This is a genomic window from Vibrio sp. MACH09, from assembly GCF_033238805.1.
Taxonomy (GTDB): Bacteria; Pseudomonadota; Gammaproteobacteria; order Enterobacterales; family Vibrionaceae; genus Vibrio.
In genome coordinates this window covers 2,893,782-2,918,297 of record NZ_BSFZ01000001.1, presented here as the reverse complement: position 1 = coordinate 2,918,297, position 24,516 = coordinate 2,893,782, and the positions used below count along the sequence as shown (strand labels likewise).

20 protein-coding genes are annotated in these 24,516 nt (G+C 41.8%); 14 read left to right on the top strand and 6 right to left on the bottom strand.

The features are described from left to right. Positions 1-37: 37 nt before the first annotated feature. Entirely contained in the window at positions 38-1,105 is a 1,068-nt protein-coding gene (locus CHJ_RS13040; protein WP_317917878.1) for a TRAP transporter substrate-binding protein, read from the bottom strand. 257 nt (positions 1,106-1,362) lie between these two features. Here CHJ_RS13040 and CHJ_RS13035 point away from each other — a divergent pair, with 257 nt between their 5' ends. The 9 genes from CHJ_RS13035 to CHJ_RS12995 all read left to right on the top strand — a co-directional run bounded on the left by CHJ_RS13035 (position 1,363) and on the right by CHJ_RS12995 (position 12,787). After that, positions 1,363-2,748: a cache domain-containing protein gene (locus tag CHJ_RS13035; protein ID WP_317917877.1), complete on the top strand. Its 1,386-nt coding sequence runs from the start codon at positions 1,363-1,365 to the stop codon at positions 2,746-2,748. After that, complete coding sequence (locus CHJ_RS13030) at positions 2,745-3,380, top strand: response regulator transcription factor (protein ID WP_317917876.1); 636 nt, start codon at positions 2,745-2,747, stop codon at positions 3,378-3,380. Before CHJ_RS13035 ends, CHJ_RS13030 begins: the two co-directional genes overlap by 4 nt. Then, positions 3,377-4,300, top strand: a complete 924-nt coding sequence (locus CHJ_RS13025) for a LysR family transcriptional regulator (RefSeq protein ID WP_171754826.1) — start codon at positions 3,377-3,379, stop codon at positions 4,298-4,300. The genes CHJ_RS13030 and CHJ_RS13025 overlap by 4 nt, the downstream gene beginning before the upstream one ends. A gap of 493 nt (positions 4,301-4,793) precedes the next feature. Further along, complete coding sequence (gene leuO, locus CHJ_RS13020) at positions 4,794-5,753, top strand: transcriptional regulator LeuO (RefSeq protein ID WP_317917875.1); 960 nt, start codon at positions 4,794-4,796, stop codon at positions 5,751-5,753. A gap of 240 nt (positions 5,754-5,993) precedes the next feature. After that, entirely contained in the window at positions 5,994-7,805 is a 1,812-nt protein-coding gene (locus CHJ_RS13015; RefSeq protein ID WP_171754828.1) for an AMP-dependent synthetase/ligase, read from the top strand. Positions 7,806-8,215: 410 nt separating this feature from the next. Then, positions 8,216-9,934, top strand: a complete 1,719-nt coding sequence (locus CHJ_RS13010) for an acetolactate synthase 3 large subunit (protein WP_171754829.1) — start codon at positions 8,216-8,218, stop codon at positions 9,932-9,934. After that, positions 9,934-10,428, top strand: a complete 495-nt coding sequence (ilvN, locus tag CHJ_RS13005; protein WP_171754830.1) for an acetolactate synthase small subunit — start codon at positions 9,934-9,936, stop codon at positions 10,426-10,428. The genes CHJ_RS13010 and ilvN overlap by 1 nt, the downstream gene beginning before the upstream one ends. Before the next feature lie 129 nt (positions 10,429-10,557). Next, complete coding sequence (locus CHJ_RS13000) at positions 10,558-12,432, top strand: sensor domain-containing diguanylate cyclase (RefSeq protein WP_317917874.1); 1,875 nt, start codon at positions 10,558-10,560, stop codon at positions 12,430-12,432. A 223-nt stretch (positions 12,433-12,655) separates the two neighbouring features. Next, positions 12,656-12,787: a hypothetical protein gene (locus CHJ_RS12995; RefSeq protein WP_301338381.1), complete on the top strand. Its 132-nt coding sequence runs from the start codon at positions 12,656-12,658 to the stop codon at positions 12,785-12,787. Positions 12,788-13,018: 231 nt separating this feature from the next. On the opposite strand, the gene pykF is transcribed toward CHJ_RS12995, so the two are convergent. Further along, positions 13,019-14,431: a pyruvate kinase PykF gene (pykF, locus tag CHJ_RS12990; RefSeq protein ID WP_171754832.1), complete on the bottom strand. Its 1,413-nt coding sequence runs from the start codon at positions 14,429-14,431 to the stop codon at positions 13,019-13,021. A gap of 437 nt (positions 14,432-14,868) precedes the next feature. On the opposite strand from pykF, the gene CHJ_RS12985 reads away from it, so the two are divergent. From CHJ_RS12985 to CHJ_RS12965, 5 genes are all read left to right on the top strand, one after another. Continuing rightward, positions 14,869-15,633: a DeoR/GlpR family DNA-binding transcription regulator gene (locus CHJ_RS12985; protein ID WP_171754833.1), complete on the top strand. Its 765-nt coding sequence runs from the start codon at positions 14,869-14,871 to the stop codon at positions 15,631-15,633. A 71-nt stretch (positions 15,634-15,704) separates the two neighbouring features. Beyond that, on the top strand, positions 15,705-17,537 hold the full coding sequence (gene glmS, locus CHJ_RS12980; RefSeq protein WP_171754834.1) for a glutamine--fructose-6-phosphate transaminase (isomerizing): 1,833 nt from the start codon (positions 15,705-15,707) through the stop codon (positions 17,535-17,537). A gap of 516 nt (positions 17,538-18,053) precedes the next feature. Beyond that, on the top strand, positions 18,054-19,217 hold the full coding sequence (locus CHJ_RS12975; RefSeq protein ID WP_317917873.1) for a M24 family metallopeptidase: 1,164 nt from the start codon (positions 18,054-18,056) through the stop codon (positions 19,215-19,217). A 132-nt stretch (positions 19,218-19,349) separates the two neighbouring features. Continuing rightward, positions 19,350-20,519: an amidohydrolase gene (locus CHJ_RS12970; RefSeq protein ID WP_171754803.1), complete on the top strand. Its 1,170-nt coding sequence runs from the start codon at positions 19,350-19,352 to the stop codon at positions 20,517-20,519. 91 nt (positions 20,520-20,610) lie between these two features. Beyond that, complete coding sequence (locus CHJ_RS12965) at positions 20,611-20,856, top strand: hypothetical protein (RefSeq protein ID WP_317917872.1); 246 nt, start codon at positions 20,611-20,613, stop codon at positions 20,854-20,856. Between the two features lie 67 nt (positions 20,857-20,923). Here the strand turns inward: CHJ_RS12965 and CHJ_RS12960 are convergent, their stop codons facing one another. From CHJ_RS12960 to CHJ_RS12945, 4 genes are read right to left on the bottom strand one after another with little or no spacing between them, the layout of a single operon-like run. Continuing rightward, entirely contained in the window at positions 20,924-22,153 is a 1,230-nt protein-coding gene (locus tag CHJ_RS12960; protein WP_317917871.1) for a beta-ketoacyl-ACP synthase, read from the bottom strand. Further along, complete coding sequence (fabG, locus tag CHJ_RS12955; RefSeq protein ID WP_171754800.1) at positions 22,150-22,875, bottom strand: 3-oxoacyl-ACP reductase FabG; 726 nt, start codon at positions 22,873-22,875, stop codon at positions 22,150-22,152. The genes CHJ_RS12960 and fabG overlap by 4 nt, the downstream gene beginning before the upstream one ends. Next, positions 22,872-23,336, bottom strand: coding sequence for a hotdog family protein (locus CHJ_RS12950; protein ID WP_171754799.1), 465 nt, complete (start codon positions 23,334-23,336; stop codon positions 22,872-22,874). The genes fabG and CHJ_RS12950 overlap by 4 nt, the downstream gene beginning before the upstream one ends. Next, positions 23,329-24,516 carry a beta-ketoacyl-[acyl-carrier-protein] synthase family protein gene (locus CHJ_RS12945; RefSeq protein WP_317917870.1) on the bottom strand — a complete coding sequence of 396 codons (1,188 nt, stop codon included), beginning with the start codon at positions 24,514-24,516 and terminating at the stop codon, positions 23,329-23,331. The genes CHJ_RS12950 and CHJ_RS12945 overlap by 8 nt, the downstream gene beginning before the upstream one ends.

The window sequence follows — 24,516 nt, the reverse complement described above, 5'->3', positions numbered from 1 at the left end:
ATCAGCCAGCCATAATTGACTGGCTAGGCAGGGTAGATTATTTGTTGCTAGAACGTGGCAGGAAGGCGTTGGCTTCCCAAAGGGCATAACCTTTGCGGAATTCACTTAGGTCTTGCCACACTTTGTTGAAGAATGGGTCTGCTTTCTGTTTTTCATCGACAACTTCTAACCATGTGCTTTCGAATAGCGATAACATTTCATCGTTCCAGTAGCGTATTTCAACACCGTTATCTTTGGCTTTTTGCATGGCGCTGAACTGCATCGCTTCACCTTCCGCGATAGAGTAGGTCATGGTCGCCATACAAGTGGTTTCAATCGCCGATTTTTGTGTTTTATCCATCTTCTTCCATGTGTCCTTATTAATTAATAATTCAAACACAGTGGACTGCTGGTGCCAGCCTGGGAAGTAGTTATATTTCACAATCTTATGGAAGCCTAAGCGCTGATCAATGGCAGGTTGTGAGAACTCAGATGCATCGATGGCGCCTTTTTCAAGAGCACCAAATATCTCACCTCCCGGTAACTGAACAGTACCGACCCCAAGTTTCTCCATAACAGATGCACCAAGACCGAAGAAGCGCATGTTTAACCCTTTTAGATCTTCTGGTTTTTCAATCGGCTTCTTGAACCAACCCGAAGTTTCTGGTGAGATAATCGCACAAGGTAGAACTTTGACGTTATACCCACCTTGATCATACATTTCTTGATAGAGCTTTAAGCCATTTCCGAAGTAGAGCCATGCCATATACTCACCAGCTTCAGGGCCAAAAGGGACAGCAGAAAAGAGTGCTGAAGCAGGAAGTTTGCCTTGCCAGTAGCCCGCAGTGGAGTAGCCTGAATTGACTTTGCCTGTGGATACGGCATCAAGGATCTCGGTTGGATTAACCAGTTTTCCTGGTTCGTATATCTTCATTTTGATGGTGCCACCGGACATTGCCGTAATATGCTCGGAGTACCATTTTATCGGAGTACCAAGTGCAGGAAGGTGTGTACCGAAAGCAACAGGGGTTTTTAACAAGATTTTGCTGGCGGCATTTGCACTGTTGGTAAATCCGACCATTGCACTTGCAATCGCGGTTGCTAAGATAACTTTTTTAAAATTCATTGTATTCTCCTTGTAGGGAAGAGATCCTTATCTCATGGTTGTAAATGTAAACGCTGAGTTGTCTTATTTGTTAATAATGTTAACGTCGTGTTACATTTGTGGTTAGTTTAGAATGGAATCTCATCTGGAACTATTGGGAGAATTGCGCAAATTTTATCGGTAAAAATGCGCTATTTTTTTCAGTGATTCAGTAATACTACGTAGACTTTTTAACGCTAGTCTATATTTTTCAATGAACTCTTTAAGTGGTGATGTAAATGGGGTTTATTAACTATAGAAAGCTATCCATCAATATTATTTTACTTTCAATTGTCCCTCTGGTTCTGGTGGTGACGATTGTTGCTACTTTGCTTTTTGGCCAAGCAAAAACCTTAGTGGAAGATGAAGTTAAGCTCACCAGAAACAACATTGTGGTGGCGAAAAAACAAGAGTTAAAACAGTATGTTGAGTTAGCGGTGAAAAGTATTGAACCTTACTATTTAGACTCTCAGTTATCAGAGCTGGACGCTAAGGAAAAAGTGGCGCAGATACTCAGTAGATTAACATACGGCAGTGATGGTTATTTCTTTGCTTATACTTGGCAAGGAGAAGCTTTGGTGCTTCCATATCAACAGGATCGAATCGGTAAGAACTGGTGGTTGGTGGAAGATGTTCAAGGTAAAAAACTGCTACAAGAGCTGATCTCCGTTGCGAAGCAGGGTGGGGGGTTTGTGGACTATTTGTGGCATAAACCCTCAAGACAAGAACCACTCCCTAAGCTGAGTTATGCCGTCTCTCTGGATAAATGGCAATGGATGATAGGAACCGGTGTCTACCTCGATGATGTAGAAAACCAAGTGGCTCATATGCAAAATGGCTTTGATAAAAATATTGGAAAAAGTGCTGCGGTACTCTTTTTAGTGGTTTTTATCGCGGTATCGCTTATTGCTGCACTGGGTGCATCCTTGAATCTAAACGTGAGAAAACTCGCTAATGAGCAGCTAACTTTATTGAATCAGCAAATTATTGATTCTCAAGAAAATGAACGAAAGCGAGTCTCTAGAGAGTTGCATGATGGGGTAAATCAGTTATTGGTTGCCGCCAAATATCGATTAGAGAATGTTAATCGTGAGAAGAACCCTGCTAAAAAAGAGGGGGAGCTGGAAGCGAGTAAGCAGGCCATGGATCATGCGATTATAGAGTTGCGCAGGATATCAAGAGATCTTCGCCCTCCACAGCTTGATGATTTAGGTCTGGTTGCCGGAATTGAAACCTATGTAAATGAGTTGCGTGATAGAACCGAACTAGAACTGATTTTTGAACATGATATTGATGATCTCTCTTTGCTTCCTGATGTAGAGACGACTCTCTACCGCGTGGTGCAAGAGTCGCTGCATAATGTAGAAAAACATGCCGAGGCGCAAGGTGTAGATATTGTGTTACAGAAAGAGGGTAAATACCTTCTTCTTACCATCAGTGATGATGGTAAAGGCTTTTCTCGTGGAAAACTGTTACAAAAGAAAAGCAATAACCCTATGCTAGAACATATGGGGCTAGAGAATATGAAAGAACGAATTCAAGCCATTGGTGGTGACTTTAAAGTGACCAGTGATGCCGCTCAGGGAACGGAAGTAAGAGTTAGCTTACGAATGGAGTTTATATGATTAAGCTGGTATTGGCCGACGACCATCGATTGATGCAAGATGGGTTAAAGTCTCGATTAGAGAGAGAAGATAACCTCACCATCATTCGTTGTGTTGGCACTGGGAGTGAGGCGTTAACAGCGACTCGTGATTTGGTTCCTGACGTATTGTTGTTGGATATTAATATGCCAGACCTTAATGGGATTGAGGTACTGGAGCAGCTACAGAAAGAACAATCTACAGTCGCTGTCATCATGCTCTCTATGCATGACACCAAAGAGTATGTCGTGAGATCGATTAAAGCGGGAGCAAAAGGCTATGTCTTAAAAGATGTCGGTTCTGATGATCTTGTTACCGCAATCAATCAGGTGGCTCAAGGGCACTCATATTTAAGCCCTCAAGCCTCAGATAAACTATTAGAACAATTTAATGAAAAGCCAGAGCCCAAAGACAATACCTTGTCAAAAAGAGAGCTAGATGTACTGCAAGCGATAGTGAGTGGTGCGGGCAACAAAGAGATAGCAGAAACCTTGTGCATTAGTGTTCGAACCGTGGAAACTCATCGACTAAGAATTAAAAAGAAGTTAGGAGCTACATCGACAGCAGGGCTAGTGATGATCGCGTTAGAGAAAGGACTGGTTGAGAGAGGATGAGTCTTCATTACTTAAGCAGTAGACAGCCAATTATTGATAAGATGGTGTTTTTCTGTGCAGTGTTAGATGCAGGCTCTTTTCGTGAAGCCGCGAGTAAGCAAGGGATCTCTCCTGCGGCAGGCAGTCGCTGGGTGAAAGAGTTGGAAGAGGTGCTGAATATAGAGTTAATAAAAAGAAGCACACGACAACTTACCCCTACGCAAGCAGGGCAACTGCTTTATCAACGCCTCTCTCATATTCTTCCTGAAATTAATGCCACGATAGAAGAAGTTCAGAATTTGGCTGAACTTCAGCAAGGTGAAATTCGAATCTCTTCAACCCCTTTGTTTGCAAGACAGTATCTCAGCAAAATAATTTCCGAATACATGTTGTTACATCCTAAAGTCGACTTTAAGGTGTTTATTGAAGCGGGTGATTTTGACCCACTAACCATTGATTTTGCATTTCGTGCAGAAGCAACATACATAGGAGAAACGCCGCAAGACTCGTTGTTAGTACGTAGAAAGCTATTGAGTGAGCCGCTCTATTTATGTGCCTCTCCCCGTTATCTGGAAAAAATGCCTCCTCCTCAGCATCCAGAAGAGCTTATGCAACATCGCTGCTTATACGCTAGAACGTTGTTGGGTGGTAATCGCTGGGGATTTAGCCTCAACAATATAGCCACAGTGGTTGAAATTAAAGATGCTCTCGAGTGTGACAATAGTGAAATGCTATGTGATTTGGCACTGCAAGGGGCTGGGATTGCTTATCTACCTCATTCCGTTATACATCATCATTTACAGCAAAAGCAGTTGATTAATGTCATGTCGGATTATCAATGTGCAAACTTTGATATCTATATGTACTTTCGACCAAGACATCCTATGCCAGAACGGTGTGCTCAGTTTAAGCAGTACCTTATTGATGCATTAAATAAGTAGCGCTGACAAATATTGATTTTAAGTATTTAAAAGCGCCCTTTATTCATCTCATGAATTCGTAAACGCCAATCACTCTGCTAGTGATCTCACCATTGATTTGTTGCTATTTTAGTTAATTGTAACTTTATGTTTCTATGATATTTTTAATATAAATACTTCCTCGTATTGTTATAGGCCAGATTTGCAGGTCACATATAGTGATGGTGAATTTTTCATTGTTCATTATAAATAATCTGAATTTATATCTTTTTAGATTTTTCTTAACCTTTTGTTTACTAGTTATTTTTTATGTTAGTACCTAAAATTTACTAATTATTTATAAAGGTTATTGATTTGTGCTCATTCATTGATGGATAGTGAATGGCATTCGGATGCTAAAAGTATATTTTAATTATTAAAAATCACCGATTTCTTGGTTTCTATTCGGTAACGCAATGACGTTACTTTCAATCTTAAATACAACTAATTATCGAAAATGATATGAGGCACATCAATGTTGAATAAAAATGAAGTTGGTTCTGCTGCTACAGGTTATCGAATGGAGTCGACATTACGTGGAGTAGATCTAAATTTACTGACAGTTTTTGACGCAGTAATGCAGGAACAGAATATAACAAGAGCAGCGCAAAATCTTGGCATGTCTCAACCTGCTGTAAGTAATGCGGTTGCTAGACTTAAAGTCATGTTTAATGATGACCTGTTTATGCGTTATGGCCGAGGTATTCAACCAACGCAAAGAGCTCGCCTATTATTTGGTCCAATACGTCAGGCGTTGCAATTGGTTCGTAATGAATTACCAGACTCTATATTTACCCCAGAAACGTCAATAAGGTCTTTTAAACTTGCTGTTTGTAGTCCTTGTGATGTTCGATTCGCACCTAAGATATTAACGGGCGTTGCAGAAAATGCGCCAAATATTCAGTTACAAATGGATGCGGATTTTGATAGTCAATTGTCAGAAAAAATGCGCTTTCAGGAAGTGGATTTTGCCATTGACTATACATGCTTCGATGAAGCAGGTTTTTCTAGCACAGAGATCTTTACTGATGAACTTGTGGTCGTCGCTGCCAAAACTCACCCAAGAATTGGTGATAGCATCTCAGAACAAGAGTTGGTAACGGAAAAGCATGCAAAATTGTCGAAGATGAATGGTATGCGTAGTTACTCTGAACAAGCATATCGAGATCTAGATTGCCAAGCCGCGTACAAAGGGACCAGCTTAAGCAATATCCTCTATGTCGTTAGTCAATCAGAACTCATTACGGTTGCACCACGGTGGTTAGTGGAAAACTTGACCGATCGTGACCAACTAAAGGTGCTGGATCTTCCTATTAATAACAATAAGATTAATGGTTATCTTAGTTGGCATGCATCAAGTGAAAAAGATCGTGGCCATATCTGGATGAGAGATCAGTTAATGATGATCTGTGGCGATGTCATAGCAAACGACTAGTTTTTAGCTTGTTTCTAGAGAACGACAGCTGCGCAGATAAAATCTAACAGTACAAACTGAACTAAATAAAGCACTGAATGGTATTTCCATTCAGTGCTTTGGTTTTTTCAGCAAAGCAAAAATGTGGAGAATTATTCCGTGATCAACTAAATAACTTCAGCTATCGAAGTTGCCTTTTTTGCCTTGAAATGTATATTGTCCGCACAAATCAGCTTACATATGTAAGCTTAAGGTAAAGAGATGGCTAATTTAGATTTTCATATCGTAAAACGTATTAAAGAGCAGGTCGCTAAACATGGTGATCGAGTTGCTCTTCGTCATAAAGTCGCTGGTGTATGGAAAGACATTAGCTGGAAGCAGTTTGGTCAAGAAATTGATGCGCTCTCATTAGCACTGCTGGCTCAAGGATTAAAAGCTCAAGACAAAATAGGCATATTTGCCAACAATATGCCAAAGTGGTCAATCGCTGATTTCGGAGCATTGCAAATTAGGGCAATTACTGTCCCTATTTACGCAACGAATACGGCAAGCCAGTCCGCATATGTGTTGCAAAATGCGGATGTAAAAGTGCTGTTTGTGGGTGAGCAAGAGCAGTACGACGCTGCACTCACTATTTTTGAACAGTGCGACACGCTTGAAGTAATCGTGGCAATGTCTGATGACATCGATCTGCAAGATCAACCCGCTGGGATTTCTTGGGGTGATTTTATTGCCAAAGCTCAGCCTGAGGGCAATACAGAACTTGAAGAACGATTAAATCAAGCCAATTTCGATGACTTATTTACGCTCATTTATACTTCAGGAACCACAGGTCAGCCTAAAGGTGTCATGCTTGATTACAGTAATATGGCTGCTCAATGCAAAGGACATGACAGTAATCTAGCGTTAACAGAAAATGATGTCTCTCTCTGTTTTCTACCTTTATCACATGTGTTTGAACGAGCATGGTCTTTTTATGTTTTCTATAAAGGGGCAACAAACTGTTATCTGCAAGACACAATGCAGGTTCGTGATGCATTGGGTGAAATCAAACCAACAGTCATGAGTGCTGTTCCGCGTTTTTATGAAAAAATATTTTCTGCAATACATGAGAAAGTAGCGCGAGCACCAATTCATCGCAAACTGGTATTTACTTGGTCCGTGAATATGGGGGCTCGAATAGCCGCTTGTAAACAAGAAGGGCGAGAGCCTTCTTTGTTACTAACCAAATGCTATAAACTTGCCGATAAACTCGTACTGGCGAAGTTGAGAGAGCTATTGGGTGGACGCATCAACTTTATGCCTTGTGGTGGTGCCAAACTTGATCCAACCATTGGTCGTTTTTTCCATGCTATCGGTATCAATGTAAAACTTGGTTACGGTATGACAGAAACCACCGCGACGGTATCTTGTTGGGAAGACAATCGATTTTCACCGGATTCCATTGGCTCCTTAATGCCCAATGCGGAAGTGAAAATTGGTGAGAACAACGAAATACTCGTGCGTGGCCCTATGGTGATGCGTGGTTATTACAAAATGCCAGAAGAGACCGAAAAGACTTTTGATGAGCTTGGCTTTCTTAAGACCGGAGATGCTGGACATTTTGATGATGAAGGCAATCTCTATATTACCGATAGAATTAAAGAGCTAATGAAAACGTCGGGAGGCAAATATATTGCTCCTCAACATATTGAAGGCACCATCGGTAAAGACCACTTTATTGAGCAGATCGCGGTGATTGCCGATACTCGAAAATTTGTATCAGCATTGATAGTGCCGAGTTTTGAATCATTAGAAGAGTACGCTAAGGAGCTAAACATTAAATATCATGACAGGTTAGAGTTGATAAAACATAGCCATGTGATTGAAATGTTGGAAAAGCGCGTAGCTGAATTGCAAAAAGATTTGGCAAAATTTGAGCAGGTGAAAAAGATCACCATTCTACCGAAAGCCTTTTCTATGGACAAAGGTGAGTTAACGCCAACTCAGAAGCTTCGTCGCAAAGTCATCGATGAACGTTATGAAGATCAAATTGAAGAGATGTACTCTGACAATAAGCCTAGCGAAAAGTAATCGACAGTAAAATAGTGACAAAAGCCCATTTGGTCATAGAGATCAGATGGGCTTTTTTGTAGTTAGATTCTGATTTGTTGATGATATGTTCTAAAATTGTTGCTTGTTTCAGAGTTTATTACTGTTTCATATTTAACCTATAGCACATGGTTGTTTTTTTCGTTTTGCCCTTGATTTAATGGCGAATAAGCTTGAAATTAGAGCTTATATACAAGGGTATGCCTTGTATAACTCATGGATATAGCAAAAGTGTTCATCTCCTGTTTCTGTGTTACACATGAAAGATGTCTCTTTTACTATTTTAGGCTACGAATAAGCCCTAGCTATGTGATACGACAATTGGGAGAAACTCAGATACAGGCTACTGAGGTTCCGCCGTTCTTAATATGTCGTATTAAGGAGAAAAAACGATGGAAATGTTGTCCGGTGCGGATATGGTTGTTCGCTCATTGATCGACGAAGGCGTTGATCACATCTTTGGCTACCCAGGTGGCTCAGTTCTCGATATTTACGATGCACTACACCAAAAAAGCGATATTGAACACGTGCTGGTTCGCCATGAACAAGCAGCGGTGCATATGGCTGATGGTTATGCTCGTGCAACCGGAAAAACAGGGGTTGTTTTAGTTACCTCTGGCCCCGGTGCAACTAATGCGATTACGGGCATTGCGACTGCCTATATGGACTCAGCACCTATGGTGGTGTTGTCAGGTCAGGTTCCGGGTACATTAATTGGAAATGATGCTTTTCAAGAGTGCGATATGGTGGGTATTTCCCGCCCGGTAGTAAAACACAGCTTTCTCGTTACCGATCCAAAAACTATCCCAGAAATTGTTAAGAAAGCATTTTATCTTGCTTCGACAGGGCGTCCTGGTCCTGTGGTCGTTGATCTACCAAAAGATATGCTGAATCCACTGCTGAAGTTCCCATATCAGTACCCTGAATCTATCAAGATGCGTTCTTATAATCCAACAACTAGTGGACATAAAGGGCAGATCAAGAAAGGCCTAAAAACCCTATTAGAAGCGAAAAAACCCGTTCTCTACATTGGTGGTGGCGCGATTATTTCTGAAAGTGATAAACAAATTTTACAATTGGCAGAAACATTAAATTTGCCAGTTATCAGCACATTAATGGGGTTAGGCGCGTTTCCGGGAACTCATAAAAACTCTCTCGGTATGCTGGGTATGCATGGCTCCTACGAAGCGAATATGGCGATGCATAACGCCGATTTAATCTTTGGTGTCGGAGTTCGTTTTGATGACCGTACCACCAATAATGTTGAGAAATACTGTCCAAACGCCAAGATAATGCATATTGATATTGATCCGTCATCGATATCAAAAACCATTCGAGCGGATCTGCCGATTGTCGGTTCTGCTGATGTTGTGCTGGATGCAATGTTAAAGATTCTAAATGAACAAGAGAGCCGCAATGATGAGGCGGCATTAAATAGCTGGTGGGATGAGATTTCACAATGGCGAGATCGTCAATGTTTGAAATACGATACCAGCAGTGATCGCATAAAACCGCAGCAAGTTATAGAAACGCTTTACAAGTTAACTGATGGAGAGGCTTATGTTGCTTCTGATGTTGGCCAGCACCAGATGTTTGCTGCACTCTATTACCCGTTCGATAAACCTCGTCGCTGGATAAACTCCGGTGGCTTAGGAACTATGGGCTTTGGTTTGCCTGCGGGTATGGGAATAAAATTTGCCATGCCGGAAGAGGAAGTCGTTATTGTTACCGGTGATGGCAGTATTCAGATGAATATTCAGGAGCTATCGACAGCACTGCAATACGATATTCCAGTGAAAATTATAAACCTCAATAACCGTTTCCTAGGTATGGTTAAGCAGTGGCAGGATATGATATATCAAGGCCGACATTCTCATTCTTATATGGACTCAGTGCCTGATTTTGCTGCGATCGCAGAAGCTTATGGTCACGTTGGTATTCGAATCTCTTCTCCAGACAAACTTGAATCTGAGCTAAAGAGAGCATTGGATATGAAAGACAAACTGGTATTTATTGATATCAGTATTGATGAGACAGAGCATGTGTACCCTATGCAAATTAAAGGTGAGGGGATGGATAAAATGTGGCTTAGCAAAACGGAGAGAACATAATGAGACATATCATTTCTTTACTATTAGAAAACCAGCCCGGTTCTCTTTCTCGTGTTGTTGGCCTATTTTCTCAACGTGGTTACAACATTGAGTCACTCACTGTTTCGCCTACCGATGATGAAACCTTGTCTCGTTTAAACATCACTACAGATAGTGATGTCATGGTGTTAGAGCAGATAGAGAAGCAACTTCATAAGCTGATTGATGTGCTTAAAGTTCAAGAAGTTACTGAGCATGACCATGTCGAGCGTGAACTGATGATGGTTAAAGTAAAAGCCAGTGGCTTTGCTAGAGCAGAAGTAAAACGAACATCAGATATTTTCCGCGGGCAAATCGTTGATGTAACGCCATCCCAGTATACTATTCAATTGGCAGGAACCAGTGACAAATTAGACGCGTTTATTACTGCGGTTTCAGATGTGACTGAAGTGATTGAAGTGGCGAGAAGTGGTGTAGTTGGCATTGCTCGAGGAGAGAGAGCGCTAAAAGTATAGTGATTAGTTATTTTTTTAAACTTTGATGAAGCCCTCCTAATCTGTGGAGGGCTTTTGTTTATTTATAGATCTATTTATTGGTACAATGCGTGCTCTTTTTGAACCAACCTCACATTTTATAAGGTTACAATGTTAAAGAAGCGCTGGTTTTTTCTAATCATTGTTATCTGCCTGCTGTTAAGTGGAGCGGTTGGGTACGGCTACTCGCTAAAATATCACTCTCTATATAACAAGAATAAAGAGAATGTTATTGAAACCAGCAAGTTTCAACTGCTTTTTACTGCGCGAGAGTTTTATCAATTTGATTCCCAAATCACCTCTACAATTGAGTTACTCAATCAAAACCGGGCATTAATGCAGTTTGTTGCAAATGAAAATTCAGCTAAAAAACAACAAGTAGAAGAGATTTGGTCAACATTAACGGGCTATCAAAGCTTTTTTAAACAGATTCGTTATGTTGATACTCGTGGGCAGGAACAGATTAAAGTTGAGTACTCCTATTTAGAGCAAGGTGCAATCGCACGTTCTGACTATAAAAATATTGAGACTAAACGTTATTTTGAATTTGCTAAAACCTTGGCAGATGGTGAAGTTGGTACGCTTGGGGTTGGTTTAGAAAAAGCGCTGGGAGATTCTGACGATCCTTATGTACCTATTCAGCATATTATCACACCGTATAAACATGATGGCGTGCGACAAGGCTATTTAATTTTAAGTATTGATTTTTGGTTATCTGCATCCTTATTGGACTTTTCGCCTCAAGCCAGTTTTCGACCTAGGGTGGTGACACTGCAAGGTGACTACGTTGTACATCCAGATCCTGAACGATTATTTGGCTTTGCCATACCAGAGCGAAAGCAATACAACCTCGGTTTGAGTCATCCCAAACTATGGCATGAAATGAAGAACACCCCAATCGGCGTATTTGAAAACGATGGGGCTATTTATATATATGAGCAAGTTAATATTCACTCTGGTAATAGCTTCTATATCATTATTGAGTTCACTCAGCAGCAGTTATTTGAGCAAGTCAGAGAAGAGTATTATGCCATCATTCAAATGGCCAGCTTGGTTATGCTGGTTATCATGTTCGCGGGTATTCCGGCTGCTTATATTGTTTACCTGTCGCAAAAACGAAATCTTGAAAGCAAACTCGCTATGGCTGCGTTAAATGGAATGTCTGCGGTTATGGTTTGCGATGCTCAGTATCGAATTTTAAAAATAAATAGAGAATTTGAAAAAATCACAGGCTATCGAGACAGCCAGATTCGTTATGGTAATTTGCGAAAGATGTTATTTGATATGCGTTTTCCTTTTGGCTGGTCAGCCATTTGGGATAGTGTGAAAGCTGATCATAGTTGGGAAGGGGAGCTAAAAATACTTGGGCGATCTGGTGCTGAATTAATTACCATTACTCGAATTCAGGCGGTACTAGATTCTAGACAAAATGTAACTAACTACATCATATCTCTGGTCGATATTTCTGAGCGTAAAGAGCTGGAAGAGCGCTTGCGTTATTTAAGTGAGAAAGATGAGCTATCTCAACTATGGAACCGTCGTAAGTTTGAGGCAGAGTTACAGAATGAAGCACAGCTGGTGCTCCGTTATCCACAAAATCATATTGGTTGCTTAGCGCTGTTAGATATTGATCACTTCAAAAAAATTAATGATGAACTTGGTCATGATGAAGGTGACCGAGTGATTCGGCAAATCTCTATGCAATTACAGCAAAATACCCGTCAAACGGACTTTATCGCTCGTATTGGCGGCGAAGAGTTTGCCATCATCATGCCTCACACCGAGTTGCCTGAAGCAGAGGTGGTACTTAACCGCATCCGTACTTCCGTTGCAACTGACGGCCGCAACAGCGCTACCATTAGTATCGGAATTACCCTGTTAACCTCCAATGCGACTCAGTGTTATAAAACCGCGGATGTTGCGTTATACCGTTCTAAGTCATTAGGACGAAATCAAACCTCCATTGGTCATAGTGACGAGAGTTAGTATTTTTGAAGCTAGCCACCAACAAAACTTCGCTAAGTGAGCATCTTTAGATTAGCTGAGTATATATTCGACTAAAGTATAATTTAATAAAAAACTTGAGCTAAACTTATAAATGGGTAAACTGTACGTTTTATGAACAATCCCAGTTTACTCATTTAGGAAGAAACGCGGCTATCCGTGCATTATTAAGGAAATCATACAGTCTGGGTTTATGAGGCATAGTATGTTTACGCAATCTCTAGTGAGGCTTACCATTGGTGGCTTGGTGGTACTTGGTATCAAGCTTAGTGCAATCTATTTTTTACCAATGGTGCTACTATTAAATACCCATCATAAAGAGTTTTTTGGATGGTAAAAAAATCGGGGTTTTCCCCGATTTTTTCTATTTAAAATCAGCTAAAAAGGTCTATTTTAGAGTTAAGACTTTAGTCTAGTATTTTGGGGCTGGAGAGAAAGAGAGTAGATGCTTATGCGGTAAACTCTGTTCAGTACAAACTGAGTCGAGTGAGTAGAGAACTAAACGATAGGCATAAAAAAAGAGGGTTTAAAACCCTCTTTTTACATTCTGCGAGAATAATTTAAGAAATTATAATACGTGTACAGATGCTGTGTTAGTTGTACCAGAAGCAACAAGTGCACCAGATACCATAATAACGATGTCGCCTTTCTTACCAAGACCTGTGTTTAGCGCAAGCTCTTTACCATTTACGTAGAAAGCATCTGTGCTGTCTACTGAATCAACAACCACTGGACGAACACCTTTCGTTAGTACAAGTTGTGCCGCAGTTTTTTTGTTTGTTGTTAGAGCAAGAATGTTTGCTGTTGGGAAGTATTTACGTACTGAACGTGCAGACTTACCACCTTCAGTTGCTACAACGATAAGTGGAGCAGCTAGTTTTTCAGCAGTGTCTACTGCGCCTTTACATACAGCTTCTGTAATGCGTAGACGTGGGCTATCTAGACGATCACCTAGTTCAGCTTTAAGTGCTTTATCTGTACGGTTACAGATTTGAGCCATAATAGTTACTGCTTCAACAGGGTATTTACCTTTAGCTGTTTCACCAGAAAGCATTACTGCATCTGTTCCGTCCATTACTGCGTTCGCAACGTCACCCGCTTCTGCACGTGTTGGGCGAGGGTTTTTGATCATTGAATCAAGCATTTGAGTTGCAGTGATAACCATCTTACGAGCACGGTTACATTTCTCAATCATCATTTTTTGAGCGAAGATTACTTCTTCAGCTGGGATTTCAACACCTAGGTCACCACGAGCAACCATGATACCGTCAGAAAGCTCAAGGATTTCGTCAAAGTTATCAACGCCTTCTTGGTTTTCAATTTTAGAGATGATGTGGATGCTTTCGCCGCCATTTGCATTAAGTAGAGAGCGAATCTCTTTCACATCTTCTGCTTTACGGATAAATGAAGCAGCAACAAAGTCTACACCTTGCTCACAACCAAATTTAAGGTCAGCTTTATCTTTCTCAGAAAGAGCAGGAAGTTGAACAGAAACACCTGGAAGGTTAACGCCTTTGTTTTCGCCTAGAGCACCGTTGTTAAGTACTTTACACTGAACGTCAGTATCCGTTAGACCCGTTACTTCCATTTCGATTAGACCGTCATCAACAAGAATGGTGTTACCAACAGTTAGGTCTTTAGCGAAGCCAGCGTAAGTTACCGCAACAACGTTCTTGTTGCCAACAACAGATGTGTCAGTAGTGAAAGTGAAGTCTTGGCCTGCTACTAGATCAACGTCATCGCCATTCTCTAGTTTGATAGTACGAATTTCAGGGCCTTTAGTATCAAGCAGAATCGCAAGTTGTTTGCCTTTTGCTTCCATTACTTGACGGAAGTTAGCAATACGAGTGCCGTGCTCTTCAAAATCGCCGTGAGAGAAGTTTAGGCGCATAACGTTCATGCCTGCTTCTACTAGTTCAGTTAACTTCTCTACAGATTCAGTTTTCGGGCCAATCGTACATACGATTTTGGTCTTTTTCATGGAAGATACTCTCCGGTAAGTATATTTACATTTTAAGTTTGTGTTGCTGTTCATTGAGCAACATAAGAAAGAAAATGACAACATTTTGTGTTGTTTGATTATTTTCTTACAGCTTATGCCTTTGAGCCCAGAGCCAGCTTGAAATCTATTAAACAGTTAAGCTACAAAACGATTCGTTGCAGCGACTGCTACTGCTATTTTTTTGTATTCTTGGTCAGTCTATAGACTAAAAGTTGCAAAAAAATAACGGTAATTTGTGTAATAAAATTTCTTTAGGGCGCGAATTCTAACAAATAATCTGATCAAGATCACTGTTGATAATTGTTCTAGAACAAATTTTCATCTTAAAATTTTTAATTTTTGCATCGAAATAAATAGACAATAAAGTTTCAATTAAAATATAATAGTTTCGTTTCGTAATTTATAAGTTTCAGTTAATGTCAAAAAGAAATACTCAACTTAGGCGCCACACGATTAATAAACTGGTTAATGAACTAGGTGAAGTCAGTGTTGAAGAGCTATCTGTCCAATTTGATACTTCAGAAGTCACTATTCGTAAAGACTTAGCCTCATTAGAGAGCAATGGTTTACTGCTACGTCGCTATGGCGGGGCAATCGCGTTGCCTAAAGAGGTAGTAAGTGATGAAGTTTCAGAGAAAGTTTCAAAGCAAAAGATAAATATTGCGATTGCTGCTGCTCAGCTCATCCGAGATCACAACAGAATTGTGATTGATAGTGGCAGTACGACGGGTGCGTTGATTCAACAACTGGATCAAAAACAAGGGTTGATCGTTATGACCAATTCGCTTCATGTGGCTAACGCGTTAAGTGAGTTGGAAAATGAACCGACCCTGTTAATGACAGGAGGAACCTGGGACATTCGCTCAGAGTCGTTTCAGGGACAAGTTGCTGAGTCAGTATTACGTGCTTATGACTTTGACCAACTCTTCATTGGGGCTGACGGTGTTGATTTGACGCGAGGGACGACTACATTTAATGAAATGCTTGGACTCAGTAAAGTGATGGCAGAAGTGTCACGAGAAGTGATTGTTATGATTGAGTCAGAGAAGATTGGTCGAAAAATTCCCAATTTGGAACTCTCATGGCAACACATAGATGTATTAGTCAGTGACGCTCAACTAACCGATCAGCAAAAACTGAATATTGAATCCAAAGGTGTACGAGTTATTCGAACCCTATAAAGAACAAATCACTCGATGCTAGATAATGTATTTAGCATCGAGTAAATAAAATTAGAAATTGGAGTGTAAACATGTGTGGAATAGTAGGTGCAGTAGCACAACGTGATGTAGCAGAAATTCTGGTAGAGGGATTACGCCGTTTAGAATATCGTGGATATGACTCTGCGGGTGTCGCCGTTGTCGATGGTGACAACAACCTTACTCGTGTAAGACGCTTAGGAAAAGTGCAAGAGTTAGCTGACGCCGTGAATCAGCAAGAGGTTCTTGGTGGTACTGGGATCGCTCATACACGTTGGGCAACACATGGAGAACCATCCGAAGTTAATGCTCACCCTCATATCTCTGGCGATATTACCGTTGTTCATAACGGCATAATTGAGAACCATGAAGAGTTACGCGCACTTTTGAAGCAACGTGGTTACCAGTTTGAATCTCAAACAGACACAGAAGTTATTGCTCACTTAGTTGAATGGGAACGTCGTACATCTGCAACTTTAGTAGAAGCGCTTCATAAAGCGGCAGCACAGTTAGATGGTGCTTATGGTACGGTTATTCTTGATCGTAGAGATCCTGAAAAATTGGTGGTTGCTCGCTCTGGTAGCCCGATCGTTATCGGTTACGGTGTGGGTGAAAACTTTTTGGCATCCGATCAGCTTGCTTTGCTAAGCGTGACTCGTCGCTTTAGTTACTTAGAAGAAGGTGATGTGGCAGAAATAACGCGTAGAACTGTGACCGTTATGGATATCAATGGTAATGACGTTGAGCGTGAGATTATTGAGTCTAATGCTGAGCATGATGCCGGTGATAAAGGTCAATATCGTCACTTTATGCAGAAAGAGATTTTCGAGCAGCCAACCGCGCTTATCAATACGATGGAAGGTCGTATTACACAGGAATCCGTTATTATTGAGAGTATTGGTGTCAATGCGCTGGACATTCTGACCAAGGTTGAGCATGTACAGATTATCGCTTGTGGGACCTCTTATAACTCAGGTATGGCCGCAAGATATTGGTTCGAAGGGCTAGCCGGAGTGAGCTGTGATGTTGAAATAGCCTCTGAGTTCCGTTACCGCAAATTTGTTACTCGACCAAATAGCTTATTGATTACGCTTTCTCAGTCTGGTGAAACCGCTGATACATTGGCTGCGCTTCGTTTAGCAAAAGAGAAGGGTTACATGGCTGCAATGACCATCTGTAATGTTTCAGGTTCGTCACTTGTTCGTGAGTCTGACTTTGCCTTTATGACCAGAGCAGGAACAGAAATAGGCGTTGCTTCAACAAAAGCCTTCACTACGCAACTTGCCGCTATGCTAATGCTGGTTACCGCGATAGGTAAGCAGAACAACAATATAGATGCAGCGAAAGAGAAAGAAATAGTTCAAGCGATTCATGAGTTACCAGTACAAATTGAAAGTGCTCTAGCTTTTGATAAAGAGATCGAAGCGCTGGCAGAAGATTTTGCTGACAAACAGCACACGCTATTCTTAGGGCGTGGTGAGTTTTACCCAATTGCTATGGAAGCATCCCTTAAACTAAAAGAGATCTCTTATATCCATGCTGAAGCGTATGCTGCTGGTGAGTTAAAGCATGGGCCTCTAGCCTTGATTGATGCGGATATGCCTGTTGTGGTTATCGCCCCAAGTAATGATCTTCTTGAGAAACTCAAATCAAATGTTGAAGAAGTACGCGCCAGAGGTGGTTTACTTTATGTATTTGCCGATGCCGATGCCGGATTTGATGGCGACGAAAACATGAAGATAATTAAAATGCCTCACGTTAATGAGATCACAGCACCTATTTTCTATACCGTACCAATGCAGTTGCTCTCTTATCACGTTGCCCTAATTAAAGGCACCGATGTTGACCAGCCTCGTAACCTAGCAAAAGCAGTAACGGTAGAGTAATAAGGTTAATTTCGAACGGCGACTAAACAAAACTTAATCGCTCAAAAGTTGATTAGCAATAAGTGAAAAAGGGTCATTTTATAATGACCCTTTTTTGCGTTTTAAACGTTGAGCGCTGTGTATGTACCTATGAAACAATAGTTCATATTAGTTAACTATTGTTTCGCCTGCTTTAGTTAACTAATGGTAACCGTTTTCTGGGCTTTTATTTAGCTGAGGCTTATTGGTATTGATTGAATAGTGTTCTTTTTAAGTCAATAGCTGAGTCACTATGAATAATGATAACCTAGATGGCCATTGTTGTTTGGTGGTAAGGCTTAGATAACAAAGATGGTTCTCAGCGTGAATTAGTTAAATGGAGTTTCATATCTATTTTCGAGTCACAATTGTTAACTTTAAGCGCTCCGTCACAATATTTTATAGGATTTATCATTAATATTATTAACCATAGTTAACTTAATTTAACTCTGGTTGTAATTTAGTAATCCAAATAAGATTGATGCAAAAGGGGATACGATGGACTTTCTAAACAGAGGCTTTGAACAAGCCGAATTTGAAAACAGAACACAAAGAGCTCAAAAAATCATGCACGAGCAGAAGCTAGATGCGATGATTTTTACCACTGAGCCGAACGTTCGTTACTTTACCGGCTTTCATACGCAATTCTGGCATAGCCCTACTCGTCCTTGGTTTGTTGTGGTTCCAGCTGAAGGTAAACCTACCGCTATTATTCCTGAAATCGGCGCAAGCGGCATGGCGGGAACTTGGATTGATAACATCATCACTTGGCCATCACCACGTCCAGAAGATGACGGTATCAGCCTAGTTGCAAGTGTATTGAACTCACTACCATGTAAGCACGGTCGTGTTGGTGCCACACTTGGTATCGAATCTCACCTACGTATGCCAGTGAACAACTACCTTGCGTTAACCACTATGGTGAAAAAAGAGTTTGTTGATGTTTCTCTTGCCGTTCACGAGCTTCGTCAAATTAAATCTCAAGCTGAAATCGAAAAAACACGCGAAATCTGCCGCATCACTAACGTGGGTTTTGCAAAAATTCCAGAATACGCCAAAGCGGGTATGTCTGAGCGTGAAATCTGTAAGCAGTTCCGTATTGATATGCTTTTAGAAGGCGCAGATGAATGTCCGTATATCATTGCAGGCTCAGGCCCAGATGGTTATGACAGCATCATAATGGGTCCAACTGATCGCGTTATTGAACACGGCGATGTGCTTATCATTGATACGGGCGCAGTACGTGATGGTTACTTCTCTGACTTTGACCGTAACTGGGCATTTGGTGACGCAAGCGAGCAGACCAAAGCCGCTTACCGTGCAACGTATGAAGCGACGACGAAAGGCTTTGAAGCCGCACGTCCGGGTGCAACAACAACAGATATCTACAACGCAATGTGGAAAGTACTGGAAGCCAACGGTGCACTAGGTAACGACGTAGGTCGTCTTGGTCACGGTTTAGGTATGGAACTGACAGAGCGTCCTTCTAACACCGCAACAGACAACACTGTGCTGAAACCTGGCATGGTAATGACACTGGAACCAGGCATGGTGTACGCACCTGGTAAGTCTATGGTTCATGAAGAAAACATCGTCATCACAGAAGACGGTGCGGAGTGGTTAAGCGAGCGTGCTGAACCAGAATTGATAGTCATCAAGTAAGCCTTATAGTCGGCCATAACCATTACAGGCTATGGCATGTCAGTAGAATAATAAAATATGCCTCTTTTAACCCCCAAGAGGCTATTTTCATCGACTTCATTCTCATGAAGCAGTAATCAGGAAATAGTAATCATGAAACAGTTATCAGCCGAGTTGATTAGCAATATGGTCTCTTGGAGGCATCATATTCACCAGCGTCCGGAAATTGCATTTGATGTTGTTGAGACCGCGGCGTTTGTCTCTGAGTCGTTAAAGAGTGCAGGAATAGAAGTTCATGAAGGCATTGGCAAAGTTGGTGTTGTGGGCGTACTTCGTTGTGGAGACAACCCTCAACGTAAATCTATTGCGCTTCGTGCGGACTTAGATGCCATTGCCATAGAAGAAGAAAATGAGTTTGACTATAAGTCACTCAATGCAAATAAAATGCACGCATGTGGACATGATGGCCATACGGCCATGCTACTTGGTGCGGCGCATCACTTAGCGAAATTCGGTGACTTCGAAGGTACTGTCTACTTTATCTTTCAGCCGGATGAAGAGTATGGCATGGGCGCTAAGTCTATGCTAGAGGATGGCCTTTTTGAGCGATTCCCTGCGGATGAAGTTTACGGAATGCATAATTTGCCTGGATTAGAGTTGGGCAAAATCGAGATGCGTGTTGGTGGTACGATGGCGAGCGAAACGCTATTTGATATCAAAATCAAAGGACAAGGTGGTCATGCATCCTCACCGCACCGTATTAATGATCCAATCGTAGTCGCGGCTCAAGTAATGTCGAGTGTTCAGGCTATTGTGGCGAGAGCAGTTGATCCATTAGAAGCAACCGTTGTGTCTATTACCGAAGTTATTACTGACGGCGCGAGAAACGTGATACCTAGCAATATCAATATTAAAGGCGATTCAAGAACCTTTAGTAATGAAAATATTGCACTGGTTGAAAAACGAATGAGAGAGATTGTCGAAGGAAGCTGTGCCGCATTTGGTATGGAAGGAGAGGTCTCAACCGTCACTGAATTCCCTGTATCCTATAATGCTGAAGCGCAAACGGCTATTGCAGAACGCGCAGCAAAAGCTGTTGTGGGTGAGCAGAATGTCACTACTGGCTGTGTACCGAAGAGTTTTTCTGAAGATTTTGCTTTTCTAGCGAAAGAGGTTCCGGCGTGTTATGTATTCATTGGTAATGGTGTTGAAGGTAGCCATGGAATGATGTTGCATAACCCTAAATATGATTTCAATGATGATGCATTGGAAATTGGTGCTAGCTACTGGTGTCAATTGGTGGAAGTAAGTTTAGCAAAGTGAGATAAGCGATAAACTTTGCTATATGAATTCTTGTGCGAAATATAGATTACATTTATATTTCGTACATATTCGCTTTTGACGATTTATAAGAATGCTGATAAAAATTATAACAGGTATGACCCTCTCTTCGTGTCTACTCGCCGTATTAAATCTAGGGGTTAATGATATCGAATATGCGGAACATTATAGCGCGGTGGCCATTAGTTGTGATGCTGATGCGACGGAAAATCATTTTAGTATTAACGGTATAGACTTTTTGGCTATGCATTCCTCGTCGGCTGAAACAGAACAAAAGCCTCTAAAATGGCAATCTAACCTGCACGATACTCAATGTTAACATTGTAAGTTAGGGCATCCTTGCCCTTCACATCAGCTCGATCGAGCTATCAATCTGGAATGGTTATTTAATCAATCTCTTTCTTAAAGATAAGGGAAGTATTAATGCCACCAAAGGCAAAGTTGTTACTCATAATATACTGCGCGTTTATCTCTCTACCTTCACCAGTAATGTAATCTAAATCGCCACAGTCTGAGTCTAAATCCGTTAGGTTCAGTGTAGGGTGGAACCAGCCTGAGTGCATCATCTCAATGCTTAACCAAGCTTCAATCGCTCCGCAAGCGCCTAAGGTATGGCCAAAATAGCTTTTAAGTGAGCTGATAGGGACGTTTCCTAACGCTTTCTCGGTTGCATTTGTTTCTGCTATGTCACCACGATCCGTTGCAGTGCCATGAGCCGAGACATAATCGATCTGAGAAGGGAGTATATTGGCGTCACGTATGGCCATCTCCATGCAAGATTGCATGGTTTCCATTTGTGGTTGAGTAACATGAGCGGCATCGCAATTGCTGGCAAAACCAATAATTTCAGCGAGAATAGTCGCGCCACGCGATTTTGCGTGTTCATACTCTTCAAGGATCAAAGTGCCTGCACCTTCACCTATCACCAAGCCATCACGGTTTGAATCGTAAGGACGAGGGGTACTTTTTGGGTCGTCATTTTTAAGACTGGTAGCAAATAGGGTATCAAATACCGCTGATTCCGTTGGGCATAGCTCTTCGCCACCTCCGGCTATCATTGCCGTTTGGTAACCATGTTTAATCGCTTCATAAGCGTAGCCAATTGCCTGACTTCCAGAAGTACAAGCACTGCTGGTTGGAATGATTCGACCTTTAGCACCAAAAAACAGACCGACATTAACCGCTGCGGTGTGAGGCATCATCTGTACATAGGTAGTAGCAGTAATCGCTCGGGTGGTTTTCTCACTAAGCATTATGCCAAATGCACCAACCGCATCAGTACTGCCTGTTGAGGAGCCGTAAGCAACACCTGTTTGACCATTGGTGAGAATATCATGGCCGATTAACCCCGATTGAAGTAAGGCATTTTCAGTGGCAACTGTTGCCATCTTCGATACTCTGCCCATACTACGTACTTGTTTACGCTTGTAGTGTTTTGGCAACTCAAAATGGTCAATTGGCGCTGCTAACTTGGTATTTAAACCATCGTATTGTTCATAAGATGGCATGTATTGGGTGGCATTTTCACACGCTTTCAATTTAGGTTGGATTGCTTGCCAGTCGTTACCAAAGGCCGTCACACCTGACATTCCTGTTATTACAACACGACGACTCATATTAAACCTCCGTTGATTGAGATAACTTGGCGAGTAACATACGCCGCAATATCTGACATAAGATAACTCACTAAACCGGCCACTTCCTCTGGTTCACCCATACGACGAAGTGGCACTTGAGGCAGTGCGTGTTCTTTAACGTGCTCATCGACCATACCCGTATCAATAAGTCCTGGTGCGACACAGTTTACCGTTATCTTTCGTTTAGCCAGTTCGAGCGCTAAAGATTTGGTTGCCCCTATAACCCCTGCTTTTGCGGCGCTGTAGTTAGTTTGCCCCCGGTTACCCATTAAACCCGATACTGATGCAAGGGTGATAATTCGCCCCCCTTTGCGATTTTGAACCATAGGCATGACACAAGGGTGAAGCACGTTATAAAAGCTGTCTAAATTGGTATGGATAACGCCATCCCACTCTTGTTCTGTCATAGCCGGAAACGCTGTGTCCCGGGTAATTCCTGCGTTATTGACCACGCCATAGTATGCGCCATGCTGTTCAATGTCTGCTTCGAGCTTCTCTCGGCACTCATCTCTCTGACTAATGTCAAACTGAATCAGACGAGCAGAACCACCAAGTTGCTCAATGGTTTCTGCTGTTTGCTGGGCACCTTTTTGATCGCCCATATAGTGGACAATAATGCTAAATCCGTCTTTAGCGAGTTGAATGGCAATCTCTTTGCCTATTCCTTTGCTTGCTCCGGTGACGAGTACTTGTCGAGTCATGATAAGTTTCCAGTTTTCATCTGTTGCAATTGTTGTTCAGTCGGCACGTAAACATTTAATTGGCAAGAGGCGAGTACTTCACCTCTATCTTCTAGCCGTGCCATAAATACTGCCATGTTGTCATCTGCTAATACTTGTTCTGCATAGATATCTAATGTTTGATTTTTAGTAAATTTATCACACATTGCAGTATAACGTCGGCTACCAAGTAAGAACCCAATCGGCGGGCTGTTATTTTCTAACAGGGCGTGGTAACCAGACCAAGCGGCGACAGATTGCGCCATAAATTCTATGCCGACATAAGCTGGAACTGTCTCTTTTTCAACATCAAAAAAGGGGTTATGTTCACCTATATCAACCTGACAGTGGATCGATTTTTCTTCAATGGTAATGGCGCGGTCAACCAAGATCATTGGGTTGTCATGAGGAACAAGTTTTTCTATAGAGGGAAGATCATTCATTACTGTAACCAAATATAAGGCTGATGTTGTTGCCGCCAAAGGCAAAAGAGTTACTGAGTATCGCTTTTCCGTTGAGTTTTGTAGGCTGTTCAATCAGGTTTATGTTTATATCCTCTGCTTTGTCAGAGCAGTTTTGTATCGGCAGAGATAAGCGGTACTTAAGTATGTGCCAAGCAATGGCAGCTTCTGTCGCGCTGGCTGCTCCCAGCGTATGTCCCGTCATCATTTTGGTAGAGCTTACTGGTGTAGTTCTACCAAAAATTCTCTGTATGGCTTTGCTCTCCATACGGTCATTAAGTTCTGTCGCGGTACCATGCGCATTGATATAGCCAATATCATCAATGGATAAACCGGCCTGCTCAAGAGCGTTGCGCATTGCCACCTCTGCGCCATGTCCTTCTGGATGTGGGGCAGAGATATGGTGAGCATCAGAGCTCTCTCCAGCACCTAACAGGGCAATATCACTCTGCTCATTACTAAGTAGCATGAATGCCGCGGCCTCGCCAATATTAATACCATCTCGTTGTTCACTAAATGGTCTGCACAGCTGTTTAGATAAAGCCTCTAAGCCACGAAAGCCATTCAGAGTTAGCCGACAAACCGTATCGCAACCACCAACAATGACCGCATCTACCAAGCCTGATCGTAATATTCGTTGGGCGGTGATAAATACTCGTCCGCTTGAGGAGCAAGCGGTAGAGATGGCATAGCAAGGGCCTGTGAGCTGAAAATAGTCGGCAATAAACTGGCTACTGTTGGCAATTTCTTGTTGTTGGTAGTGATAATGCTCAGGAAAGTCCCCTTTGGCTAATAAGCTTTTATATGCCTCTTCACCATCTGATATACCCGATGTGCTGGTCCCAACGACCACAGCCACTCGCGAGGCACCGTACTGTTCTATCGCTTGCTGAATGGTCGGCGCAATTTGCAATAATGCAGATAAGGCCAGCTGGTTATTGCGAGTAGAGTAGCGCTGCATATGCTCAGGTAGAGTGGGAAGTGTTTCTTTAACCCGGCCAATAACAGTAGGGTCTCCCGTATTCAATATCTCATCATTGGCGATCATAGTGGCATCTTTGTCACCACTGAGAACGTGATGAATCTGCTCATGCTCATTGCCCATGGCGGAGTGGAAACCACAGCATTGTATATAGACTGGGTTTGCTGATCTATTTTCCAT